Here is a 20,987-nt window from a genome sequence, read left to right on the forward strand (position 1 = left end):
CAAATTTAGAGCCTTCTCTGATTGGGCCCTTTGGGTCAAGCTGCTTCCTCGATTACGTGATCGTTCCCATGGATCACTCGCTTCTCTTCGCGGTCGGCGCAAGGCCGCCGCATAATGGGGTCATGGAGAGGGCATAGCGTGGAAGGTACGCCAGACAACGCTAAGCGAGAACAGTGCAAGAACGGCGCTGTGATGGCGATCAACGGCGCAGGTCGATGATGCCCAGCTCTCGCCACGGCTCTGTTGCAAAAATCGTGAAGCTTGAACATGCTTGGCGGAGATTGGACGGACGGAACGATGACGGATTTCAAGTGGCGCCATTTCCAGGGTGATGTGATCCTGTGGGCGGTGCGCTGGTATTGTCGCTATCCGATCAGCTATCGCGACCTTGAGGAAATGCTGGCGGAACGCGGCATTTCGGTCGACCATACGACGATCTATCGCTGGGTCCAGTGCTACGCCCCGGAGATGGAGAAGCGGCTGCGCTGGTTCTGGCGGCGTGGCTTTGATCCGAGCTGGCGCCTGGATGAAACCTACGTCAAGGTGCGGGGCAAGTGGACCTACCTGTACCGGGCAGTCGACAAGCGGGGCGACACGATCGATTTCTACCTGTCGCCGACCCGCAGCGCCAAGGCAGCGAAGCGGTTCCTGGGCAAGGCCCTGCGAGGCCTGAAGCACTGGGAAAAGCCTGCCACGCTCAATACCGACAAAGCGCCGAGCTATGGTGCAGCGATCACCGAATTGAAGCGCGAAGGAAAGCTGGACCGGGAGACGGCCCACCGGCAGGTGAAGTATCTCAATAACGTGATCGAGGCCGATCACGGAAAGCTCAAGATACTGATCAAGCCGGTGCGCGGTTTCAAATCGATCCCCACGGCCTATGCCACGATCAAGGGATTCGAAGTCATGCGAGCCCTGCGCAAAGGACAGGCTCGCCCCTGGTGCCTGCAGCCCGGCATCAGGGGCGAGGTGCGCCTTGTGGAGAGAGCTTTTGGCATTGGGCCCTCGGCGCTGACGGAGGCCATGGGCATGCTCAACCACTGTCATCGGTCGTGCAATTCTCCGCAAAAGTGGGCTTTGAAAATTCCCTAGTTGGTGGCCCCTTCATCTCATTCTGGCGGGGCTAGCCCCGCCAGAATGAGATGAGCCGACATTGTCCTCATCTCCTTTGCAGACGCGGAGACGGGGCCGATGATCCGACTTGGAGAATTGATGATGATCCTCGAACTACATCGGCAGGGTGTATCGATATCCGCCATTGCCCGACGCACTGGTCGCGATCCCAAGACCATCCGAAAATATATCGAACGGGGCATCGAGGCCCCGGTTTACGGCCCTCGCATGCTGGGTCGACCGAACAAACTGGCACCCTATCTGGAATTTTTGCGTGAGCGAGTGACGGCCTTTCCCGATCTGACGGCGGCGCGCCTGACGCGGGAAATCCGTGAGCTGGGATATATGGGCGCCTATACCGCGGTAAAGCGGTTCCTGGCAGCGATCCGGCCGGAAAACGGGCCTAAGCCCTTTGAGGTTCGGTTCGAGACGCCGCCTGGCGTGCAGGCACAGGTCGACTTTGCCCGGTTCGTCGTCGAATTTACCGATGAGCCCGGCGTCAGCCGGATCGTCTGGCTGTTCAGCCTGGTGCTGGGACATTCGCGCTTCCTGTTTGCGCGCTACGTCATGCATCAGGATCTCCAAAGCCTGTTGCGCTGTCATATGCAGGCCTTTGAAGCGCTCGGCGGCGTCCCGATCGAGATCCTCTACGATCGCATGAAAACCGCTGTGACCGGGGAAGATGATCAGGGCCACATCATCTACAATCGATCATTGCTGGCTCTGGCCGGGCATTATCGCTTCGTGCCGCGCGCCTGCCGTCCCTATCGGGCCAAAACCAAGGGAAAGGTCGAGCGGCCATTCAGCTATATCCGCAAGGACTTCTTCCTGGGCCGGAGCTTCCGCAATCTGGACGATCTCAATGTCCAGCTGATCGACTGGCTCGATACGGTCGCCAACGTCCGTGTCCACGGCACGACGCAGCGGATTATTGCTGAAGCCTTCGCCGCCGAGCAGCCTGAGTTGCAGCTGCTCCCGGCGGGCCGCTTTGACGCTGTTCTGAAGCTGGAGCGCCGCGTCAGCCACGATGGGATGGTCTCGGTCGGCGGCAATTACTACAGCGTTCCCGATCGCACCCGGCGCGTCGTCGAAATCCAGCAGTTGCCCGACAAGATCCGGATCGTAGACCTGGGCCAGGTCATTGCCGAGCACCCGGTTCTTGAGGGGCGCCGGCAGTACAGGATCGATCCTGCGCACCGGACAGGCAGCAGCGGCGCCAAGCGCCGTATCCATGGCAAAGAGGTAATCGCCATCGGTCGTGTAGGCGAGCATGTCACCGTGCGCTCCCTGGCCATCTATCAAGCGATCGGCAGCCAACTGGCGCGGGGAGAACGGCCATGAACCATGGGGGTGCCGCATCCCGCGTCGATAATATCCGCCGCAGCCTCGTCCATCTCAAAATGCCACGCGCCCTGGAGATGCTCGACGCCACCCTGCGCGGCATAGAGCAGGGCAAAATCGATGGCATCGAGGCCATCGACATATTGCTGAACGAAGAACTGTCGCTCCGGGAGAACCGCAGGATCAAGGCAGCCCTGCGCATGGCAAGGCTGCCGATCATCAAGACGCTGGACGGATATGACTTCTCCTTCCAGCCATCGCTCGACCGGAACCGCATCCTGGCGCTCGCTGGCCTGGACTTCATCAACCGGGCCGAGGTGGTGCATCTGCTGGGCCCGCCCGGTACCGGGAAAAGCCATATCGCCACGGCCCTTGCCGTCGAGGCCGTGAAGGCGGGCAAGAGCGTCTACTTCATCCCGCTCGCCGATCTGATCGCTTCACTGACCAAGGCTGAACGCGAGGGCACGTTGCGCGAGAAGATCCGCTTCCTATGCCGATCCTCCCTGCTCGTCGTCGACGAGATCGGGTATCTTCCCGTCACGCCCGGCGGCGGCAATCTCTTCTTCCAGCTCGTCAACGCCCGATACGAAAAGGGTGCCATGATCCTGACATCCAACCGCGGCTTCGCCGAATGGGGTGATGTCTTTGGCGATCCGGTGGTGGCCACCGCGCTGCTCGACCGCCTTCTTCACCACGCTGTGGTCGTCCAGATCGAGGGCTCCAGCTATCGCATGCGACAGCACGCCGACCTGCTGCCCGAGCATGCGCGCATGGCACCGTCCATCAACCCACCGCCCTTGCCGAAACGGCGCGGTCGCCCGCCAGCAAAGGAAAAGCCCGATCTCCATCACGGCTGATCACCGACACAAACCCTCCCGCCAAACTAGGGAATTTTAGATGCCCACTTTTGCGGAATCTTCGGTGCCCGTTGACAACCACCATTTCGCAGCAGCCGCCTGATCGGCGCAGAGCGACAGCCTACCTCTGACTGCCGCCAATCTTTGCAACAGAGCCATCGGAACTGTTCTGACCATCGCCCCGGCGTTCGGGCTGATCTTCGCGACCAAGGCGGCCTACGCGTCTCGGGGCGCCTATATGCAGCTGGGGTTGCTCCTGTCTGCCGTCGTTCTGGTGATGGGGCTCGCTTGCGTCTTTGGCGTGCGCCGCGCCGTTTCTGCAAGTCCTGTAGAACATCTAGCTCCGGCCGCGACGTCGAAGTCGTTGATTGCTGACCTGCGGGATCTGGTTCGCAACAAGTCCTTCGTCATGCTGTTCACCTCGGCGCTCATCGTGCTGATCATCGGCGGCAGCATGAATGCGCTTAATCTCTATGTGTACCAGTATTTTTGGAAATTACCGGCAGCACAGAACCAGCTGCCCATACTAGGTTTCCAAATCGGGTTGCTGCTCGGGATACCAATCACCGCGTTTATTTTGACACGTATGGAGAAGCGTGACGTCGTCATTCTGGGTGTATTGACCGTCGCGCTTGCGCAAATCGCGCCGGTGCTGATTGCGTATCAGTGGCTCGGGCCTCTGCCGAACCCTGCCGCCACGGCCCTGCTGGTCGGCAGCACCGGCCTGTTCGGCGCGTGCAATTCGCTGTTCTTCATTAGCTTCCAGTCGATGATTGCTGACGCGGTGGACGAGCATGAACTGAAGTTCGGTCAGCGGTGCGAAGGCCTGTACTTCAGCGCCCTCGTCTTTTCCGCCAAGGCAGCGACTGGGATCGGCTCGCTGGTCGCAGGACTCGTGTTGGCTACGGTCGGTTTGAAGGGCACTGCCGGGACGGCGACGGCCGGGATCTCCGAGCAATCAGCGACCATGCTCGGCTTGTTGTGGGGTGCTGGGCACGGAGCAGCGTTCCTCGTCGTCGTTCCCTTGATCCTGACCTACCGCCTAAACCGCCGAGGTCATCAGCAGTTGATCAGCGAACTGAACATTCGGCGCGCCACTGTTCCGGCCTGAGTCCGAACCCGAGCGGGTACGCTTCGTGCAGCTCTGACTCAAACGAAGTCAACCACGAGTGCCCTCTTATGAAAGTAGGTTGTTTATGCCAAGTATTGGAAGCCGTGTTGCGGAAACGCTGGTCCGGCTTCTCCTGAAACCGCCATCTACCCCGGAGGCAGGAGAAAAGGCCGTGCACGCCGCGGCCTTGCGGCCCGCTGCTTTCGGCCCGCCGAAGCGCATCCGGCGCGATGTCAGCGTAGACTATGCCACGCTACATAATTGGCCGGTTTATACGGTAACACCGACCGCACGTGCGAGCGACAAGACGCTGGTCTATATCCACGGCGGCGCATTCTATGGCGAGATCACTGCTTTCCACTGGCGGTTGATCGCGAGGATCGCGGCAGATACGGGCACGAGGGTCACGGTTCCGATCTATCCGTTGGTGCCTCGTGGCACGGCCGACAACGTTATCGATACGATCGCGGCAATCACCACCAGCGAGGTCGAACGTTCGGGTGCCGGTGTCGTCAGCTTGGCCGGAGATTCGGCCGGTGGGGCTATCGCACTGGCCGTCGCCTTGCAGCTGAACAAAGCGGGCGTAAGCCTGCGACAGACGGTGTTGATCCACCCTGTTGTAGACCTGTCGTTGTCCAACCCCGAGATAGCCGTTGTCGAACGCCGGGATCCGATCCTCCGGGCCGCAGCTCTTCGTCCGATCTTAGAACGCTGGAGCGGTGATCTGGATATCCAAAATCCGCGAGTTAGTCCGTTGTATGACGATCTCGGGGGGCTTGGGCCGCTTACAATCTTCAGTGGCACGCACGACATAACGAACCCCGATACCCGCTTGCTCGTCGACCACGCTCGCGCAGCCGGGGTGCAGATCGTCTATCACGAAGGCGAAGGTCTAATTCATGCCTCAGTTGCGCTGCCAACGCGAGAAGGTCGGGAAGCGCGCCGCTTAATTCTCGAAGCACTACGCTGAAATGAAGACTAATCGCTGGAAGCCCCTCCGGCACCGCTCGGCCTTGCACTACGCTGAAATGAAGACTAATCGCTGGAAGCCCCTCCGGCACCGCTCGGCCTTGCTCCGAAGGCGCGGCGCGGTTCGGCTGATACGGGCAAACCCAGAACGACAGCGACGGCCACGGGGTGGAAGTCAAAGCCCAAGCACCTGCAACGCCCGGGAGGAGAGGACATGGAAATGACGCATCGATACGATGCGCGTGGCACCTTAGGCCACGTCGGTAATGCAACAGCAAGGGTGCAGAACGATGCGGTTTGACGGCGTCGCCGGCGGACAGGCGCTAGTCCTTGGCGGATCCGAACCTGCGCTCCTCGAGCGCACGATCCCCGAAGCATTGATCGACGCCGAACGGCGGTGGCCGGATGCAGAAGCTGTCGTTTCGGTCCATCAGGGCATCAGGCTCACTTTTGCTGAGCTGCGGCAACGTGCCGACGGGCTGGCTATGGGGTTCCTGTCGCTCGGTCTCGCACCCGGCGATCGCGTCGCGGTCTGGTCACCAAATTCATTCGAATGGCTGCTTGCGCAGCTCGCGACTGCCACGGCCGGCCTGATCCTGGTAAATCTCAATCCCGCGTACAAGCGCGGCGAGGCCGAATTCGCGCTGCGGAAGACGGGGACGCGAGCGCTGGTGGCAGCGACACGCCACAAGACGTCGGACTATATTGGGATGATTGAAGACATGGACCTGCGTCCGCTCGGCGGAGCGGGTAGTGCCTGCCCCGATCTCGAGTTCGTGGTCCAGGTTGGCGGGGATGGCCGGCAAGGCTGGATCGATTTTCATGATCTCGAACGGCGTGGCGCTGAAAACCGGGATCGCCTCGACTCGATCAAGGCAGCATCGCGTCCGACCGACCCGGTGAACATCCAGTTCACCAGTGGCACGACAGGTACACCCAAGGGCGCGACGCTTTCTCACCGCAACATCCTGAACAACGGCTTCTTCACCGGCGACGCCATCCGCCTTCAGGCTGGCGAGCGCATGTGTGTGCCCGTCCCGCTCTACCACTGCTTTGGCATGGTCATGGGCAATCTGGCGTGTCTGACCCACGGTGCGACGATCGTCTATCCCGCCCCTTCCTTCGAGCCCTTGGCGACCTTGCAGGCGGTCGATGCCGAGGGCTGCACGGCACTCTACGGCGTGCCAACGATGTTCATCGCCATGCTCCAGCACGCCGAATTCGCAAACTTCGATCTTGGCAGTCTCCGGACCGGCATCATGGCCGGCGCGCCGTGCCCGATCGAAGTCATGCGTGACGTCGTCGATCGGATGCACATGCCCGAGATCATCATCGCCTACGGCATGACCGAAACGAGCCCTGTCAGCTTTGCGAGTTCGGTGGATGACCCGCTTCAGCTCCGGGTCGAGACGGTAGGCCAGGTCATGCCCCATCTCGAGGCCAAGATCATCGACGAGGCGGGAGAGACGCTCGGCATCGGCGAAGCCGGTGAGATCTGCGTCCGCGGTTACTCCGTGATGATCGGCTACTGGGAGGATCCCGCAGCGACAACGTCCGTGCTTGATGCAGACGGCTGGATGCGAACCGGCGACATCGGCAGCATCGACAGCGACGGGTTCTGCAGGATCGTTGGGCGCTTGAAAGACCTCATTATCCGCGGTGGAGAGAACATCTATCCGCGCGAAATCGAGGAGTTCCTGCACCAGCATCCCGCGATCGAAGACGTGAGCGTCTTTGGCATCCCCGACGAGCGCTTCGGGGAGGAAGTGTGTGCGTGGATCAAGGTTCACGACACGCACACGCTCGAGGAAGCCGACGTGCGTGCGCACTGCGCTGGCCAGATCGCACACTATAAGGTGCCCAAGGTCATCCGCTTTGTCGACGCGTTCCCGATGACGGTGACCGGCAAAATCCAGAAATTCGAGATGCGTCGAATGATGGAACAGGGCGCTGATGTGTCAGCCCCCGGGTCCGCATCCGCCTAACCCTCCTCATTCCATCCGGAGATCCATGATGAACGACACAATCCTTACAGAGAGCCGTGACCAGATCCTCTACCTCACGCTCAATCGCCCAGAGGCGATGAACGTCGTCAACGGTGCGATGTCCGACCGGATGATCGAGGTAGGGCGGTCGCTGTCTGAGCTTGCCGCCGATGCCCGGGTGATCGTCGTGCGAGGTGCCGGTCGATCGTTCATGGCAGGCGGCGATATCCATGAATTCAGGGCGCACATGTCGAACATCGGCGGGATGCTCGAACCCCTGATCGATGGCTTCCACGTCTTCGTCCAGGCGCTTGCCGACGCGCCGCAACCTGTCTTGTGTTCGGTCCATGGCGCTGCGGCGGGAGGCGGGTTCTCTCTCGCCGTCGCCGGCGATCTGGTGATCGCGGCCGACACCGCGAAGTTCACCGTCGCCTACCGCAAGCTGGGCACCTCGCCGGATGGCGGCGCAACTTATACCTTGCCGCGCGCGGTTGGACAGAAGCAGGCAATGGAGTTGCTGCTCCTATCCGGGCAGCTAAGCGCGGCCGAGGCGAAGGATGTCGGTTTGGTCAATCGAGTGGTCCCGGCCGATGTGCTCGAAGCAGAGACGATGCGGATGGCGGGCGAACTCGCAGCGAACGCGCCGGCTGCGAACGCCGCAATGAAGCGGCTCCTGCGGGCCTCAGATCGGAATGATCTTGCGGCTCAGCTTGCATCGGAGCGCGTCGCATTCGTGCAGTGCGCGCGCGAGCCGGACTTCGCCGAAGGGGTCACCGCTTTCCTCGAGAAGCGCGCTCCCGTGTTCAGCTCGACCTGAAACCGCGCGGCCCCGATCACCACGATCAGGCGTCGTGTTCCGCACCAAGCGTCTCGATCAGAGCGGAAAGCGTACGGCGGCGCGACAACGCGTCGCTGTCGACATGCGCGGCATAGACGAGGCCGATATCACGGGTGAAATCGAAGCCTTCCAACCGGACACGAGCGACACCCGAATCTTGAAAGCCATCCGGCATGACGGTGATTCCAAGCCCTGCGCGCACGTAGCTGAGCGCCTTGTCGTCGCTCGTCGTACGGGCCGGAAAAAAGGGGCGGATACTGCGGGCTGTAAAAAAGCGGCTCGTCTCCGGCAGCAATTCGCAATGCCGCCTCACGATCATGGGATCGTTAGCCAGTTCTTCGATGCTCACGATCTCCCGCGCTGCAAGCGGATGGGCTGCGCTAAGGGCGAGCGAGTATCCCTCGGTCAAAAGATGCTGCGTCCCATCACCAGCCTCCCGATCGTGGAGGCTGGTCAGCGCCACATCGATGCGGCCCCTCGCAAGCCTGCTGCGTAGATCGCGGTTTCTCCCTTCAACAATCTCGATGCGATCGCCATCCGGAACAGCCCGCTGGGCGGCCAGGATTGCTTCTATCCACCGGCGGGGCGTTGTGACCAGCACGCCGAGCCGAACCGTCGTAAGCGAAACCGACCCGATAACCTCGCGCTCGGCGGTGGCGAATCCCGTTTCGATCATCCTGGCGTGTGACACGAGCCTACTGCCCGCGTCGGTCAACGCCACCCGGCGGTTCGTACGGTTGAACAGAACCTTGCCCAGCGACTTTTCCAGCTTCGAGATGCCTACCGAAAGGGTAGGCTGCGACACATTGCAGGCGATCGCTGCCCTGGAAAAATTGCCGGTGTCCACAACGGCGAGGAAGTAGCGGAGATGGTAGCGATCGATCATAGACAATCTCTATGCTGTTGATCCGCTTCTTTCAATTTTGAAACGTCCACTCGCCTACCTACAGTCACGGGAAACGGTAAGCGGAGAGAGATGTGGCGGACCTGAACTATGGCCTTGGCGAGATGGCAGATACGATCCGCGATACCACGAGACGGTTCGCGCTGGACCGGATCGAGCCGATCGCCGGGCGCGTCGATGCACAAGACAGCTTCCCGCGCGAACTGTGGCCGGAGATGGGAGCGCTCGGCTTGCACGGGATCACCGTGGAGGAGGCCGACGGCGGCCTCGGTCTCGGCTATCTTGAGCATCTGATCGCCGTCGAAGAGATCAGCCGCTCGTCCGCGTCCGTCGGCCTCAGCTACGGCGCGCATTCCAACCTTTGCGTCAACCAGATCCGGCGGTGGGCATCGCCCGAACAGAAAGCCAAGTATCTCCCCAAGCTGATCTCCGGCGAGCACGTCGGCAGCCTGGCGATGTCGGAGGCAGGGGCGGGGTCGGATGTCGTCTCGATGAAGCTACGCGCGGACAAGGTCGATGGTGGCTATCGTTTGAACGGCACTAAGTTCTGGATCACCAACGCCACCTATGCCGACACGCTCGTTGTCTACGCCAAGACGATACCCGATGCCGGGTCGAAGGGCATCACCGCCTTCCTTATCGAGAAGGAGATGCCCGGCTTCTCGATCGGGCAAAAGATCGACAAGGTCGGGATGCGCGGGTCACCGACCGCTGAGTTGGTCTTCGATGACTGCTTCGTCGCCGACGAACAAGTCATGGGTCCACTGAACGGTGGCGTGAAGGTGCTGATGTCGGGCCTCGACTATGAGCGGGTCGTGCTGTCGGGCCTGCAGCTCGGCATCATGCAGGCATGCCTGGATGTCGTCCTGCCCTATGTTCGCGAGCGCAAGCAGTTCGGCCGACCGATCGGTGACTTCCAGCTGATGCAGGCGAAGGTCGCGGATATGTATGTCGCCCTCAACTCTTCCCGGGCTTACGTCTACGCTGTGGCCAAGGCATGCGACGCCGGCCAGACCACCCGCTTCGACGCGGCAGGCTGCATCCTGCTCGCGTCCGAGAACGCGGTGAAGGTCGCAGGCGAGGCGATCCAGGCGCTCGGTGGTGCAGGGTACACCAAAGACTGGCCGGTCGAGCGCTATTGGCGCGACGCGAAGCTGCTCGATATCGGCGCCGGCACCAACGAGGTGCGCCGTATGCTAATCGGCCGTGAGCTGATCGCCCACGACGCACCCCGCGCGCAGTAGGTTGTCATGACGACGCTACAGTCTTCGACCGATACCGGTTCCGAGGCGTTCTCAGCCAACGCCGCACACAATCACGCGCTGGTCGAGACGCTGCGCGTCGCGACGGCCAAGACCGCGCTCGGCGGTTCGGAACAGCACCGCGCGCGCCACGTCGCTCGCGGCAAGCTGCTGCCTCGCGACCGAGTCGAGCGCCTGCTCGATCCAGGCTCGCCCTTCCTGGAGGTCGGCGCGCTGGCCGCGAACGGGATGTATGACGACGGTGCTCCGGGCGCGGGGATGATCGCCGGCATCGGCCGCGTCCAGGGTCGCGAGTGCATGATCGCCGCCAACGACCCAACGGTAAAAGGCGGCGCCTATTATCCGATGACGGTCAAGAAGCATCTACGCGCGCAGGAGATCGCCCAGCAGAACCGGTTGCCGTGCATCTATCTCGTCGACAGCGGCGGTGCCAATCTGCCGCATCAGGCTGAAGTGTTTCCTGATCGCGAGCATTTCGGTCGCATTTTCTTCAACCAGGCGCAGATGTCGGCGCAGGGCATCCCGCAAATCGCGTGCGTGATGGGGAGCTGCACGGCGGGCGGCGCCTACGTGCCGGCGATGTCTGACGAGAGCGTGATCGTGCGTAATCAGGGCACGATCTTCCTCGCCGGCCCGCCACTGGTGAAGGCTGCGACCGGTGAGGTTATCTCAGCGGAGGAATTGGGCGGCGCAGAGACGCACGGTCGAAAGTCGGGCGTCGTCGATCACGTCGCAGAGAATGACGAGCATGCGCTGTTGATCGTCAGAGATATCGTCGCAACGCTCAACCGGCCAAAGTCGGTCGATATCGAGATCGCGACGCCGCGTCCCCCCAAATACGATCCTCAGGAGCTTTACGGCATCGTGCCGCAGGACGTGCGTGCGCCTTACGACGTGCACGAGGTGATCGCGCGTATCGTCGATGCGTCCGAGTTCCACGAGTTCAAGGCGCTCTACGGCACAACGTTGGTCTGCGGTTTTGCCCGTATCTGGGGCATGCCGGTCGCGATACTCGCCAATAACGGCGTGCTGTTCTCGGAAGCCGCACTGAAGGGTGCGCACTTCATCGAACTGGCGTGCCAGCGCCGCGTGCCGCTCCTGTTCCTGCAGAATATTTCGGGCTTCATGGTCGGCGGTAAATACGAGGCAGAGGGAATCGCGAAAAACGGCGCGAAGCTGGTGACCGCGGTCGCAACGGCCTCGGTGCCCAAGATCACCGTGCTGATCGGGGGTAGCTTCGGTGCCGGCAATTACGGCATGTGCGGTCGCGCTTACTCCCCACGCTTCCTGTTCACCTGGCCTAACGCCCGCATCTCCGTGATGGGCGGCGAGCAGGCGGCGAGCGTGCTTGCGACTGTGCACCGTGACGCTGAGACTTGGACGGCCGACGAGGCGGATCAATTCAAGGCACCGATCCGGCAGAAGTACGAGGATGAGGGCAATCCCTACTACGCCACTGCCCGCATGTGGGATGATGGCGTCATCGATCCCGCGCAGACCCGCGATGTGCTGGGCCTCGCGTTTTCCGCCACGCTGAACGCGCCGATACCCGAGCGCGCGCAGTTTGGCCTGTTCCGGATGTGACGCCCATGATCCAGAGCCTCCTTATCGCCAATCGCGGCGAAATCGCCCGCCGCATCATTCGCACGGCGCGGGCGCTCGGCGTTCGCACGATCGCAGTTCATTCCGACGTCGACGCCAACATGCCCTTCGTGCGCGAGGCCGATGAGGCCGTCTGCATCGGCACGGCGCTCGCGGCTGACAGCTATCTGCGGCAGGACCGGCTCCTCGCTGCCGCCCGCGAGACTGGGGCAGAGGCGATCCACCCCGGCTACGGTTTTCTGTCGGAAAACGCCGAATTTGCCCAAGCCGTGATCGCGGCCGGGCTCGTCTGGGTCGGGGCGCCGCCCGCCAGTATCCTCGCAATGGGACTGAAGGACGCTGCCAAGGAGCGCATGATCGCTGCGGGCGTACCGGTCACCCCTGGCTATCTCGGCGCGGACCAGTCGCCCGACCGCCTGCGCGCGGAAGCGGATACGATCGGTTACCCCGTTCTCATCAAGGCTGTCGCGGGCGGCGGTGGCAAAGGCATGCGCAAGGTCGATGCAGCCGGCGATTTTGCCGAGCTGCTCGAGAGCTGCAAGCGAGAGGCCGCTGCCTCGTTCGGTAATACCCAGGTGCTGATCGAGAAATACATCCTCGCACCGCGCCACATCGAGGTGCAGGTGTTCGGGGACGCGCACGGACAGGTTGTGCATCTGTTCGAGCGCGACTGTTCGCTTCAGCGCCGCCATCAGAAGGTTATCGAAGAGGCCCCAGCGCCCGGGATGGATGAGACGACGCGTGCCGCTGTGTGCGACGCGGCCGTGCGTGCCGCCAAGGCGGTCGATTACGTCGGCGCCGGCACGATCGAATTCATCGCCGACGGGTCCGAAGGCCTCCGCGCCGACCGTGTGTGGTTCATGGAAATGAACACCCGCCTTCAGGTCGAGCATCCGGTCACCGAGGCGATCACGGGACAGGATTTGGTCGAGTGGCAGCTGCGCGTCGCATCCGGCGAGCCGTTGCCCAAGCGCCAGGACGAGCTTTCGATCACCGGTTGGGCTATGGAAGCACGTCTCTACGCCGAGAATCCGAGCACGGGATTCCTGCCGTCAACCGGCCCGCTCGACCGACTACGTTTTCCGGCCGGCGTTCGGATCGACAGTGGCGTCGAGGAGGGCGGCGCGGTCACGCCCTATTACGATCCGATGATCGCCAAGCTGATCGTCCACGGCGGCACTAGGCGCGAAGCGGCGTCCAGGCTCGCCGAAGCGGCGCGTGGCACACAGGTGTGGCCCGTCCGGACCAATGCCGCGTTTCTTGCCCGCGCGGCCGCGCATCCGGACTTCGTCGCAGGCCGGGTCGATACCGGTTTCATCGAACGTCACACAAAACAGCTGATCCCACCGGCGGAGCCATCGCCGGCAGTTCTTGCTGCCGCAGCGACTGCGATCCTGCCGCCCGTAACCGGAGATCCATGGAGCGGCCTGCGCGGCTTCCGAAGCAACGCCATGTCCTCGTCGACGGTGGAGGTGGAGGTCGCCGGCAAGCCCTATCTGGTCAGTCCCGCCAATGTATCAGGCGCATCCACAGCCGGTGGTGTCCTCTTTCTCGATGGTGAAGCGTGGCCGTTCGGTCCGCGTCGCGCCGATCACATCGGTGGGGCTGGTGAGGGCGACGGCGCGGTGCTTTCTCCGATGCCGGGTCGCGTGATCGCTGTCCTCGTGGAAGCCGGACAGACGGTTACCAAGGGAGAGCGGATGCTGGTGCTGGAGGCCATGAAAATGGAGCAAGCCCTTCTGGCGCCCTTCGATGGCGTCGTCGCCGAACTCAAGGTTATCGAAGGGGCGCAGGTTCCCGAGGGCACGCTGTTGGTGCGTATCGACAAGGGAGAAGACTGATGGCGGGACGCTTTTATGACGACTGGAAGGTCGGCGACAGGATCGTCCACGACATCCGGCGGACGGTGACCGAGACGGACAACCTGTTGTTCACGACGATGACCCACAATCCTCAGCCGCTGCACCTAGACGTCGAGGCGGCGAAGGCGAGCGAGTTCGGCCAGATCCTCGTCAACGGTACTTTCACGTTCGCGTTGATGATCGGTCTTTCGGTCGGGGACACGACGCTGGGCACGCTAGTCGCCAATCTCGGCTACGACGAGTTGGTCATGCCCAAGCCCGTCTTCCTGGGTGACACGCTGCGCGCCGAGACAGAAGTGCACGGGCTGAAGGAGAGCAGATCGCGGCCGGAAGCCGGCATCGTCACCTTCGCCCATCGTATGCTGAACCAGCGAGACGAGATCGTCTGCCGGTGCATCAGAACCGCGCTCCTGAAAAAGTCGGGTGCATGAGGCTGCGCTCTCTTTTGTTCGTGCCGGGCGATCGACCGGAGCGGTTTGCGAAGGCCGTCGCGTCGGGCGCTGACGCGCTGATCCTCGATCTGGAGGACTCGGTATCGTCGTCCGCCAAGAAGGTAGCACGGTCGGCTATCGCGCTGCACCTGCAGGAGAGACAAGGCGGTGTCGCAGTGTTCGTGCGCGTGAACCCGCTCGACACCGATTTGTGCGCAGAAGACCTCGCAGCACTTCGAGGTTTGTCGCCTGATGCCATCGTGCTGCCCAAAGCCGAAGGTGCCGTCAGCGTCCGCCAGCTGGCCAACCGGCTTGCGGAAATGGACATCGACGCTCCCATCCTGCCGATCGCGACTGAGACCCCCGCGGCAGTCTTTCAGCTCGGTACATACGCGGAATCGGATGTTCGCCTCGCGGGACTGACCTGGGGCGCCGAGGACCTGCCGGCCGCGATTGGCGCGGCGACCAGTCGAGAGGATGATGGGCGCTTCACACCCCCTTACGAACTTGCGCGGTCCCTAACGCTGTTCGGGGCGCATGCGGCCGGTGTTCCCGCGATCGATACGGTGTATCCCGCGTTCCGCGATTTAGGCGGTCTTGCTGCCTATGCTCGTCGTGCGGCCCGCGATGGCTTCACAGGAATGATGGCGATACATCCAGGTCAGGTCGCTCCGATAAACGCAGCCTTCACGCCGGACGCCAAACAGGTTGAGCAAGCTCGACGCATCATGGCAGCATTTGCAGCAAATCCAGGGGCGGGAGCGCTGCAGCTTGATGGTCGCATGATCGATGCACCGCATCTCAAGCAGGCGCGCATAACCCTCGACCGCGCGGGAGAAACGGATTGAACAGGCGACCAGACCACGCAGTGGCGTCCGAGTTTATAGAGCTTGCCCCCGGTCTCGCCCTGGACGAGGTCACGTCCAAAACGACAGCGCGGCGATTGCGTGATTGAAGATGCCGCGGAATGGACCGACTTCATGGACCACCAAAACGCACGCCACTGTTTCTTTGAGCGGACAGGACCATCTGATTTCGCTGCAACCCCGCTGGTGCAAGGGGCCTGGAACCGCACGGAGCAGCACATAGCCCCCGCGCTTGGGCTCATCGCGCACGCCATTGAGAGCGACCAGCGCCAGCGGCGCGAAGATGCTTTGAGGCTCGGTCGCCTGTCCTATGACATCCTTGGCACCATCCCAATCGGACCGGTCGCCGTCGACGTCGCCGTCCTGCGCCCTGGGCGTACAATTGAACTCGTCGAGGCTCGAATGTCATACGACGGCCGTCCCGTCGTGCTGGCACGCGCTTGGCTGATGCAGACCTTCGATACGGCGGCGATCGCCGGGACGTCGTTTCCGGCGCTTCCACCCCCGGGGGCGATCGCGGCCTGGGATATGAGCACCGTTTGGGCGGGCGCCTGCATCGGATCGATGGAGCTACGTCGCGAGGAAATAGGAACGGGTCGAGCGAAGGCGTGGCTGCGAACGAACGTTGAGCTCCTGGTCGGTGAGGACACAAGCCCGACTGCCAATATGCTTGCGCTGGCAGACATTGCCAATGGGATTGCGGTGCGAATGCCTCCGGAGCGCGTTGCGTTTCCCAATCTCGATCTCACTATACATCTGCTGCGCAGCCCGCTGCAGGGGTGGTTGGGACTAGATACGACAGTGTCATTCGGGCCGAACGGGATCGGCCTGACCCATAGCATCATGCATGACAGTGCGGGTGTATTGGGGTCGATCGTCCAATCTCTGACGGTGCGACCCCGATGAGATCAAAGATTGCAGACGTCAGATTAGCGGCCGAATTAGGATTGGAAACAGCATGAACATCAATGGATTTGCAGCGATCGTCACGGGGGGTGCATCGGGTCTTGGTGGCGCGACCGCGGCGATGCTGGCGCAAGCCGGCGCGAAGGTCGCAATCTTCGACCTGAACGAAGAGGCCGGCACGGCGCAGGCGCAGAAGATCGGAGCGACGTTCTTCCAGGTGAACGTAGCCGACGATGCGAGCGTCAACGCCGCCCTCGACGCAGCCGAGGCCGCGAACGGCGTGGCGCGGATACTGGTGAACTGCGCCGGCATCGCGCCTGCGGTAAAAACGGTCGGCAAGGAGAACGTGCCGCACCCGCTCGACACCTTTGCCAAGACGATCACGGTCAACCTGATCGGCACGTTCAACGTCATCTCAAAATTTGCAGCCAGGCTGGCCGCGGCCGACGACGTCGACGGCGAGCGCGGGGTGATCGTCAACACCGCCTCGGTCGCCGCCTATGACGGCCAAATCGGGCAAGCGGCCTATGCCGCATCCAAGGGCGGCGTCGTCGGTATGACGCTGCCGATCGCCCGCGATCTGGCGCAGCACAAGATCCGTGTGATGACGATCGCCCCAGGGATCTTCCTCACGCCGATGCTCGAGGGCTTCCCGCAGAACGTCCAGGACGCGCTCGGTGCGCAAGTGCCGCATCCGAGCCGCCTCGGCAAACCGAATGAATATGCACAGCTCGTGGCCAGCATCATCTCCAATCCGATGCTCAATGGCGAGGTGATCCGCCTCGACGGCGCCATTCGCATGGCGCCGCGCTAGAGCAGTACCATCAGGCGCATTGCACGGTCGCCGGAACGGTCATGCCGCTTCACGGATCTGTTCCTCGGGTTCGTCTGAGGCGGTGATGCTGAACGCCCGGGTTGCTGGATCGTGTCCCGACAGGCGACTGTTTCCTATCGGCCAGCCTTGCTCGTTCAATGAGCCCAAGGGGGCTGAACGCGCGAATGTCGGCTCGTGTTGGAAGCCGACATTTGGCGAACCGGGCGTGAATGACCGGTTTGTTCCCAAAGCCGGTCGTCCCGGCTTCGATGTCGCGCATCAATTTGCTACGCCATGCACGGTCGAAGTGACGCGGCCTGGCGCTATTTCTAAGTCGCGTACACCTCGCCCACTACTGTTCAACCGCCTTCAGGCCGGATCCCACCCGCACCAAGTTGGTCAAAAACTCAGCGAAAACGCGACCCTCGTCCATGTCCTCGGAGCCTTCCTTGTCTGGATCTTCGATACGGTCCAGCCAGTCCCGAACCCTCATGCGATAGATGTGGGCATTTTCTCGCTCCACCAGCGCACTAGCGATCGCTGCCGCCTGCATTGAGTAGCCGTGACCAGGCAGTCCCGAAGGGCACCGAGCGGTTTCCATAGTCATTTCCTTTCTCGAATTGAGCCGAAGGCGATGCGCGCATCGACTTCTGGCCCTCAGCTCTGTGCCATTATCGCTGACGATCATCCTGGGAGCGCCGCGCTCGGCGATCAGATCGCCCAGCTCGCGCACCACCCGCCGGCCCGAGATCGACGTGTCGAGCACCGCCCGCAGGCACTCGCGCGTCACATCGTCGACGATGTTGAGGATGCGGAACCGGCGGCCGGTGGCGAGCTGATCGTGGACGAAGTCCAGGCTCCAGCGCTGGTTGGGCAGCGCCAGCACTGGTGCTGGCGCCCGCGCGCCGACGGCGCGCCTTCGTCCCTTCCTGCGGCGCACCGTCAGGCCTTCCTCACGATACAACCGCTGGGTCTTCTTGCGGTTGATCGTGACGCCTTCCCGGCGCAGCAAGATGTGCAGCCGCCGATAGCCGAACCGACGGCGCTGCTGCGCCAGCTCACGCAAACGCGACCGCAGGTCGCCATCATCCGCCCGGCACGAGCGATACCGCATGCTCTTGCGATCCGCCAAAATTACCCGGCACGCCCGCCGCTCGCTCATCCCCAATGTCGCTTGAAGATACGCGACCGCTTCACGCTGCGCAGCGGGCGTCACCACTTTTTTGACAGCAGGTCTTTCAACCCCGCATTGTCCAGCATCGTGTCCGCGAGCAACCGTTTGAGCCGCGCGTTCTCCTCCTCAAGCGCGCGCAACCGCTTCGCCTCCGATACCTCCAGGCCACCGAACTTGGCCTTCCACGCATAATAGGTCGGGCTCGACATGCCGTGCTTCCGGCAAAGATCCGTCACCACCGCACCCGCCTCGGCCTCCTTCAGGATGCCGATAATCTGCTCTTCCGAAAACCGCTTCCGCTTCATCTGTCCGTCCCTTCGATCGGCCGGACTCTAGCTCCAACTGGAGGAAAAAACGGGGGTCAGGTCAACATTCATACTGGATGCTTTTTGTCAGGCGCCCTGTTCGGTCTCGGGACGCAGCATGTCCCAGATTTGTAAACCGACGGCGTCGGCCAGCTTCACCATCATATCGATCGTCGGGTTTGCGCGGCCATTCTCGATGTAGGAAATGTAACCTGGCGCGATCCCCGTTCGCTCAAAAAGCTGGGCCTGGGACAGCCCAAGTTCTTTCCGGCGCTTCTTAAGCCGCAAGCCGAAAATAACGGCAGCCGGCTGTGTAATCTCCTCTAGGTGGAGACATTTGGGCATTGAACGCATCTCATATAACGTAGTGGCCACTGCCAGAGGGCCGTGATCTCGCAGGCACTCTATACCGAAACGGCCCTGTTGGCACCTGAATTAAGCTTAACGCTGCGTTCGCAAGCGTCAGTTTTATCGTCCAGAATCGACTAAATGACATTCCGAGACTAGAAACACCGGGCGGTATAGCGTCGTCATATGATTATGGCGCAAAATCCATTGCTCAAACTGCCGGACGGACCGACGCGGACCGGGGGCCGAAGTGGAATCTGGCCCCTACTTATGACAGATCACACAGCCACCCGCGGCCTCATCAACCCCATAGATGTCATCAATAGTGTCGTCGGTTTCGGCAGCCAACGGGTTTTTAGGGCGTCGCTTCTTCAACCGCGCAACACGTCGTTCGTAGTCTAGTTCAATTGCTTCGACACGCTTCGGCTCGATCAGTTCGGTTAAGCTTTCACCCTGGCTCCAGGTAAAGGGCGAACCACCCTCCAGAGCGGTCTTTTCATACGCGATCGCTTTTTCAAACTCGTCTGGATGGTGCGAGGCAAGCCTGACCCATTCGATCTTTTGTTGGAAAAAGCAGAACGTACAACCGGATCGTGAACGCCAGCTATAATATTCGGGCTCGCCTACATCTGCCTGCTGCAACAGCTCTATCACCCCGGCGCGATCGATCCCCGCTTCACGGAGGGGAAGATGTACCAGCATGTTTTCGTGTGTTGCCTGATACCCTTCGCGCGACGGTTCGTCTGCTCGGATCGCGACATAGGAATGGATCGTTGTGCCTGCCTCCAGCGCCGGGCGAATCCAGTGTTCCAATGGACGGAGCTTTAGCTGACGCGTGCACCACCTGGTGCGCGGCGACGGCAGAAAATTCCCGTATTCATCAAGCCAGAAATCGAAATCGCGGTCCGGATTAAGCCGTTTGATCGGCTTCCCGAGGAAGCCCTCGAGCCGGTCCAGGAATGTGTAGACCTCCGGCAGCTCCTTGCCGGTGTCAGTGAAAAAATACTCGATGGGGAGATCTGGGCGGTGCTGACGCATGTAGACCGCCAGAGCGGCGCTATCTCGTCCGCCCGAAATACCGAGGATGTGACGTTCCTGGGTCATGCCGCCTCCATATCCTGATCGGCCGCCAGAGAGGCGACTGCCCGTGCGAGCGCCGCCATCTGCACCCGGTCGAGCCCGTTGCTCTTCCGGAGGGTCTTGAGAACCTTCTCGGCCAGCATCGCGGCGTCGACCTTCTCAGGCTCGGTAAGGACGAACGACCTTAAGAGTGGCGGCGTGCGAGGATCGACGCCGATGACCAAGGCCAGCGCCTCGGTGTTTGAGCGGCGATCCCTAACGACTGCCAAGGCTTCAAGCTCGCGAAATTGCCGACCGAATCGTGCCATCTCGAGGAGCGCTTGCTCGCGATCGCGGTCAGACCATCCATGCGCTGGCTTGTGGAGCAGCACACTGGCTACCCCTTCGATGTCCCCCTCCCCGCGCTCGAATGCCGCGGCCCGCATGGCGAACCCTTCGAAGGCGTAGTCATTGGTTAGATCCTTGATCGATGCCGCCCGCTCTTGCGCACCCAAGAAGGTGTTCGGGTCCACGGCCAAGGCTTTTGCGAGAGCCCCCTGAAGCTGTGCGAGGAGCTTCGGATATCGGTGTAGCGTCCGGATCGCATCGACGATCACCTTCGGGCTGTGCAAGCCTTCGTACACGGGCGGCGGAGCCTTATCGAGTTTGAGCAGCGTATAGACCGCGGTCATCGCGCAGCGGATCGAATATTCCACCGTGAACACCACATCTTCGGGCTGCTCGGCAAACTGGCCGATGAAGGCGAGGTTGGTCGATCCCGTCGGCACCACCAAGGGGCGGTCGCCCTTTTTGCGCTTCATGAACTGGCTGGTGATATACGGCATCGCGCAGGGGATGCAGGTCGATGCCGCCAACACCGCCGCGCTGTCGGGCCCGCTGAAGTGCAAATGGCCCAGCACTTCCTCGAGGATCTCCGCACCGGTGCACTCGACGAGCGGTTTCTTGACGTAATCGCCCGCGCGATCATGGAACAGGCCATAGCCCCACCACACCGCGACGCCCTCGGGCTGGCCCAGGAAGAACGGCTGGTGATAGATCGACAGCGTCAGCAGCCATGCCGATTGCTTGAAGGTGATCAGCCCGCCGGTCCCCGCCGCGCTGCCGCTGAAGCGCTCCATCAGTTCCAGGAACAGCGGGTCCTTGACCGTGACGGTGAAAGAGATCCACGAACTCTCTTCCACATTGCCGTTAAAGGCGGCGGGGTTGCCGAAGGCGGGGC

18 protein-coding genes and 1 pseudogene are annotated in these 20,987 nt (G+C 62.0%); 14 read left to right on the plus strand and 5 right to left on the minus strand.

Annotated features, from left to right (window positions below; all coding sequences use genetic code 11):
• Nucleotides 1-297: 297 nt before the first annotated feature.
• The 7 genes from QMG56_RS21290 (at nucleotide 298) to QMG56_RS21320 (ending at nucleotide 8,193) form a co-directional block, all read left to right on the plus strand.
• Nucleotides 298-1,092 carry an IS6-like element IS6100 family transposase gene (locus tag QMG56_RS21290; protein ID WP_281824737.1) on the plus strand — a complete coding sequence of 265 codons (795 nt, stop codon included), beginning with the start codon at nucleotides 298-300 and terminating at the stop codon, nucleotides 1,090-1,092.
• Between the two features lie 99 nt (nucleotides 1,093-1,191).
• On the plus strand, nucleotides 1,192-2,454 hold the full coding sequence (gene istA, locus QMG56_RS21295) for an IS21 family transposase (RefSeq protein ID WP_127692189.1): 1,263 nt from the start codon (nucleotides 1,192-1,194) through the stop codon (nucleotides 2,452-2,454).
• Complete coding sequence (istB, locus tag QMG56_RS21300) at nucleotides 2,451-3,311, plus strand: IS21-like element helper ATPase IstB (RefSeq protein ID WP_212608798.1); 861 nt, start codon at nucleotides 2,451-2,453, stop codon at nucleotides 3,309-3,311. The genes istA and istB overlap by 4 nt, the downstream gene beginning before the upstream one ends.
• Before the next feature lie 175 nt (nucleotides 3,312-3,486).
• Complete coding sequence (locus QMG56_RS21305) at nucleotides 3,487-4,422, plus strand: MFS transporter (RefSeq protein WP_309298598.1); 936 nt, start codon at nucleotides 3,487-3,489, stop codon at nucleotides 4,420-4,422.
• Between the two features lie 172 nt (nucleotides 4,423-4,594).
• Nucleotides 4,595-5,392, plus strand: a complete 798-nt coding sequence (locus QMG56_RS21310) for an alpha/beta hydrolase fold domain-containing protein (RefSeq protein ID WP_281824743.1) — start codon at nucleotides 4,595-4,597, stop codon at nucleotides 5,390-5,392.
• 289 nt (nucleotides 5,393-5,681) lie between these two features.
• Nucleotides 5,682-7,376 (plus strand): AMP-binding protein, encoded by a 1,695-nt coding sequence (locus tag QMG56_RS21315; RefSeq protein ID WP_281824745.1) that lies wholly within the window; start codon nucleotides 5,682-5,684, stop codon nucleotides 7,374-7,376.
• Between the two features lie 25 nt (nucleotides 7,377-7,401).
• Entirely contained in the window at nucleotides 7,402-8,193 is a 792-nt protein-coding gene (locus QMG56_RS21320) for an enoyl-CoA hydratase/isomerase family protein (protein ID WP_281824746.1), read from the plus strand.
• A gap of 25 nt (nucleotides 8,194-8,218) precedes the next feature.
• Here QMG56_RS21320 and QMG56_RS21325 read toward each other — a convergent pair whose 3' ends face one another.
• A complete protein-coding gene (locus QMG56_RS21325; RefSeq protein ID WP_281824747.1) occupies nucleotides 8,219-9,100 on the minus strand; it encodes a LysR family transcriptional regulator in 882 nt (293 codons plus the stop codon).
• 122 nt (nucleotides 9,101-9,222) lie between these two features.
• On the opposite strand from QMG56_RS21325, the gene QMG56_RS21330 reads away from it, so the two are divergent.
• From QMG56_RS21330 to QMG56_RS21360, 7 genes are all read left to right on the plus strand, one after another.
• The gene (locus QMG56_RS21330; RefSeq protein WP_281824766.1) at nucleotides 9,223-10,362 is read left to right on the plus strand and encodes an isovaleryl-CoA dehydrogenase; all 1,140 of its coding nucleotides are present in this window, start codon (nucleotides 9,223-9,225) and stop codon (nucleotides 10,360-10,362) included.
• Between the two features lie 6 nt (nucleotides 10,363-10,368).
• A complete protein-coding gene (locus QMG56_RS21335) occupies nucleotides 10,369-11,964 on the plus strand; it encodes a carboxyl transferase domain-containing protein (RefSeq protein ID WP_281824749.1) in 1,596 nt (531 codons plus the stop codon).
• 5 nt (nucleotides 11,965-11,969) lie between these two features.
• Nucleotides 11,970-13,823, plus strand: a complete 1,854-nt coding sequence (locus QMG56_RS21340) for an acetyl/propionyl/methylcrotonyl-CoA carboxylase subunit alpha (RefSeq protein WP_281824751.1) — start codon at nucleotides 11,970-11,972, stop codon at nucleotides 13,821-13,823.
• Nucleotides 13,823-14,275 carry a MaoC family dehydratase gene (locus QMG56_RS21345; RefSeq protein ID WP_281824753.1) on the plus strand — a complete coding sequence of 151 codons (453 nt, stop codon included), beginning with the start codon at nucleotides 13,823-13,825 and terminating at the stop codon, nucleotides 14,273-14,275. The genes QMG56_RS21340 and QMG56_RS21345 overlap by 1 nt, the downstream gene beginning before the upstream one ends.
• Nucleotides 14,272-15,123, plus strand: a complete 852-nt coding sequence (locus QMG56_RS21350; RefSeq protein WP_281824754.1) for a CoA ester lyase — start codon at nucleotides 14,272-14,274, stop codon at nucleotides 15,121-15,123. Before QMG56_RS21345 ends, QMG56_RS21350 begins: the two co-directional genes overlap by 4 nt.
• A 132-nt stretch (nucleotides 15,124-15,255) precedes the next feature.
• Nucleotides 15,256-16,047 (plus strand): thioesterase family protein, encoded by a 792-nt coding sequence (locus QMG56_RS21355; protein WP_281824755.1) that lies wholly within the window; start codon nucleotides 15,256-15,258, stop codon nucleotides 16,045-16,047.
• Between the two features lie 52 nt (nucleotides 16,048-16,099).
• Nucleotides 16,100-16,861 carry an SDR family NAD(P)-dependent oxidoreductase gene (locus tag QMG56_RS21360; protein ID WP_281824758.1) on the plus strand — a complete coding sequence of 254 codons (762 nt, stop codon included), beginning with the start codon at nucleotides 16,100-16,102 and terminating at the stop codon, nucleotides 16,859-16,861.
• A gap of 646 nt (nucleotides 16,862-17,507) precedes the next feature.
• Here the strand turns inward: QMG56_RS21360 and QMG56_RS21365 are convergent.
• The 4 genes and pseudogenes from QMG56_RS21365 to QMG56_RS21380 form a co-directional block, all read right to left on the minus strand.
• Nucleotides 17,508-18,340 (minus strand): annotated as a pseudogene (locus tag QMG56_RS21365) (IS3 family transposase); the annotation flags it as partial.
• Nucleotides 18,341-18,427: 87 nt separating this feature from the next.
• The gene (locus QMG56_RS21370; RefSeq protein ID WP_281824759.1) at nucleotides 18,428-18,685 is read right to left on the minus strand and encodes a helix-turn-helix domain-containing protein; all 258 of its coding nucleotides are present in this window, start codon (nucleotides 18,683-18,685) and stop codon (nucleotides 18,428-18,430) included.
• A 267-nt stretch (nucleotides 18,686-18,952) separates the two neighbouring features.
• Entirely contained in the window at nucleotides 18,953-19,792 is an 840-nt protein-coding gene (locus QMG56_RS21375; protein ID WP_281824760.1) for a phosphoadenosine phosphosulfate reductase family protein, read from the minus strand.
• Nucleotides 19,789-20,987 (minus strand): oleate hydratase (locus tag QMG56_RS21380; protein WP_281824762.1); only part of this gene is annotated, 1,199 nt, incomplete at its 5' end. The genes QMG56_RS21375 and QMG56_RS21380, both read right to left, overlap by 4 nt.

This window comes from Sphingobium sp. BS19 (genome assembly GCF_027925545.1).
GTDB lineage: Bacteria > Pseudomonadota > Alphaproteobacteria > Sphingomonadales > Sphingomonadaceae > Sphingobium.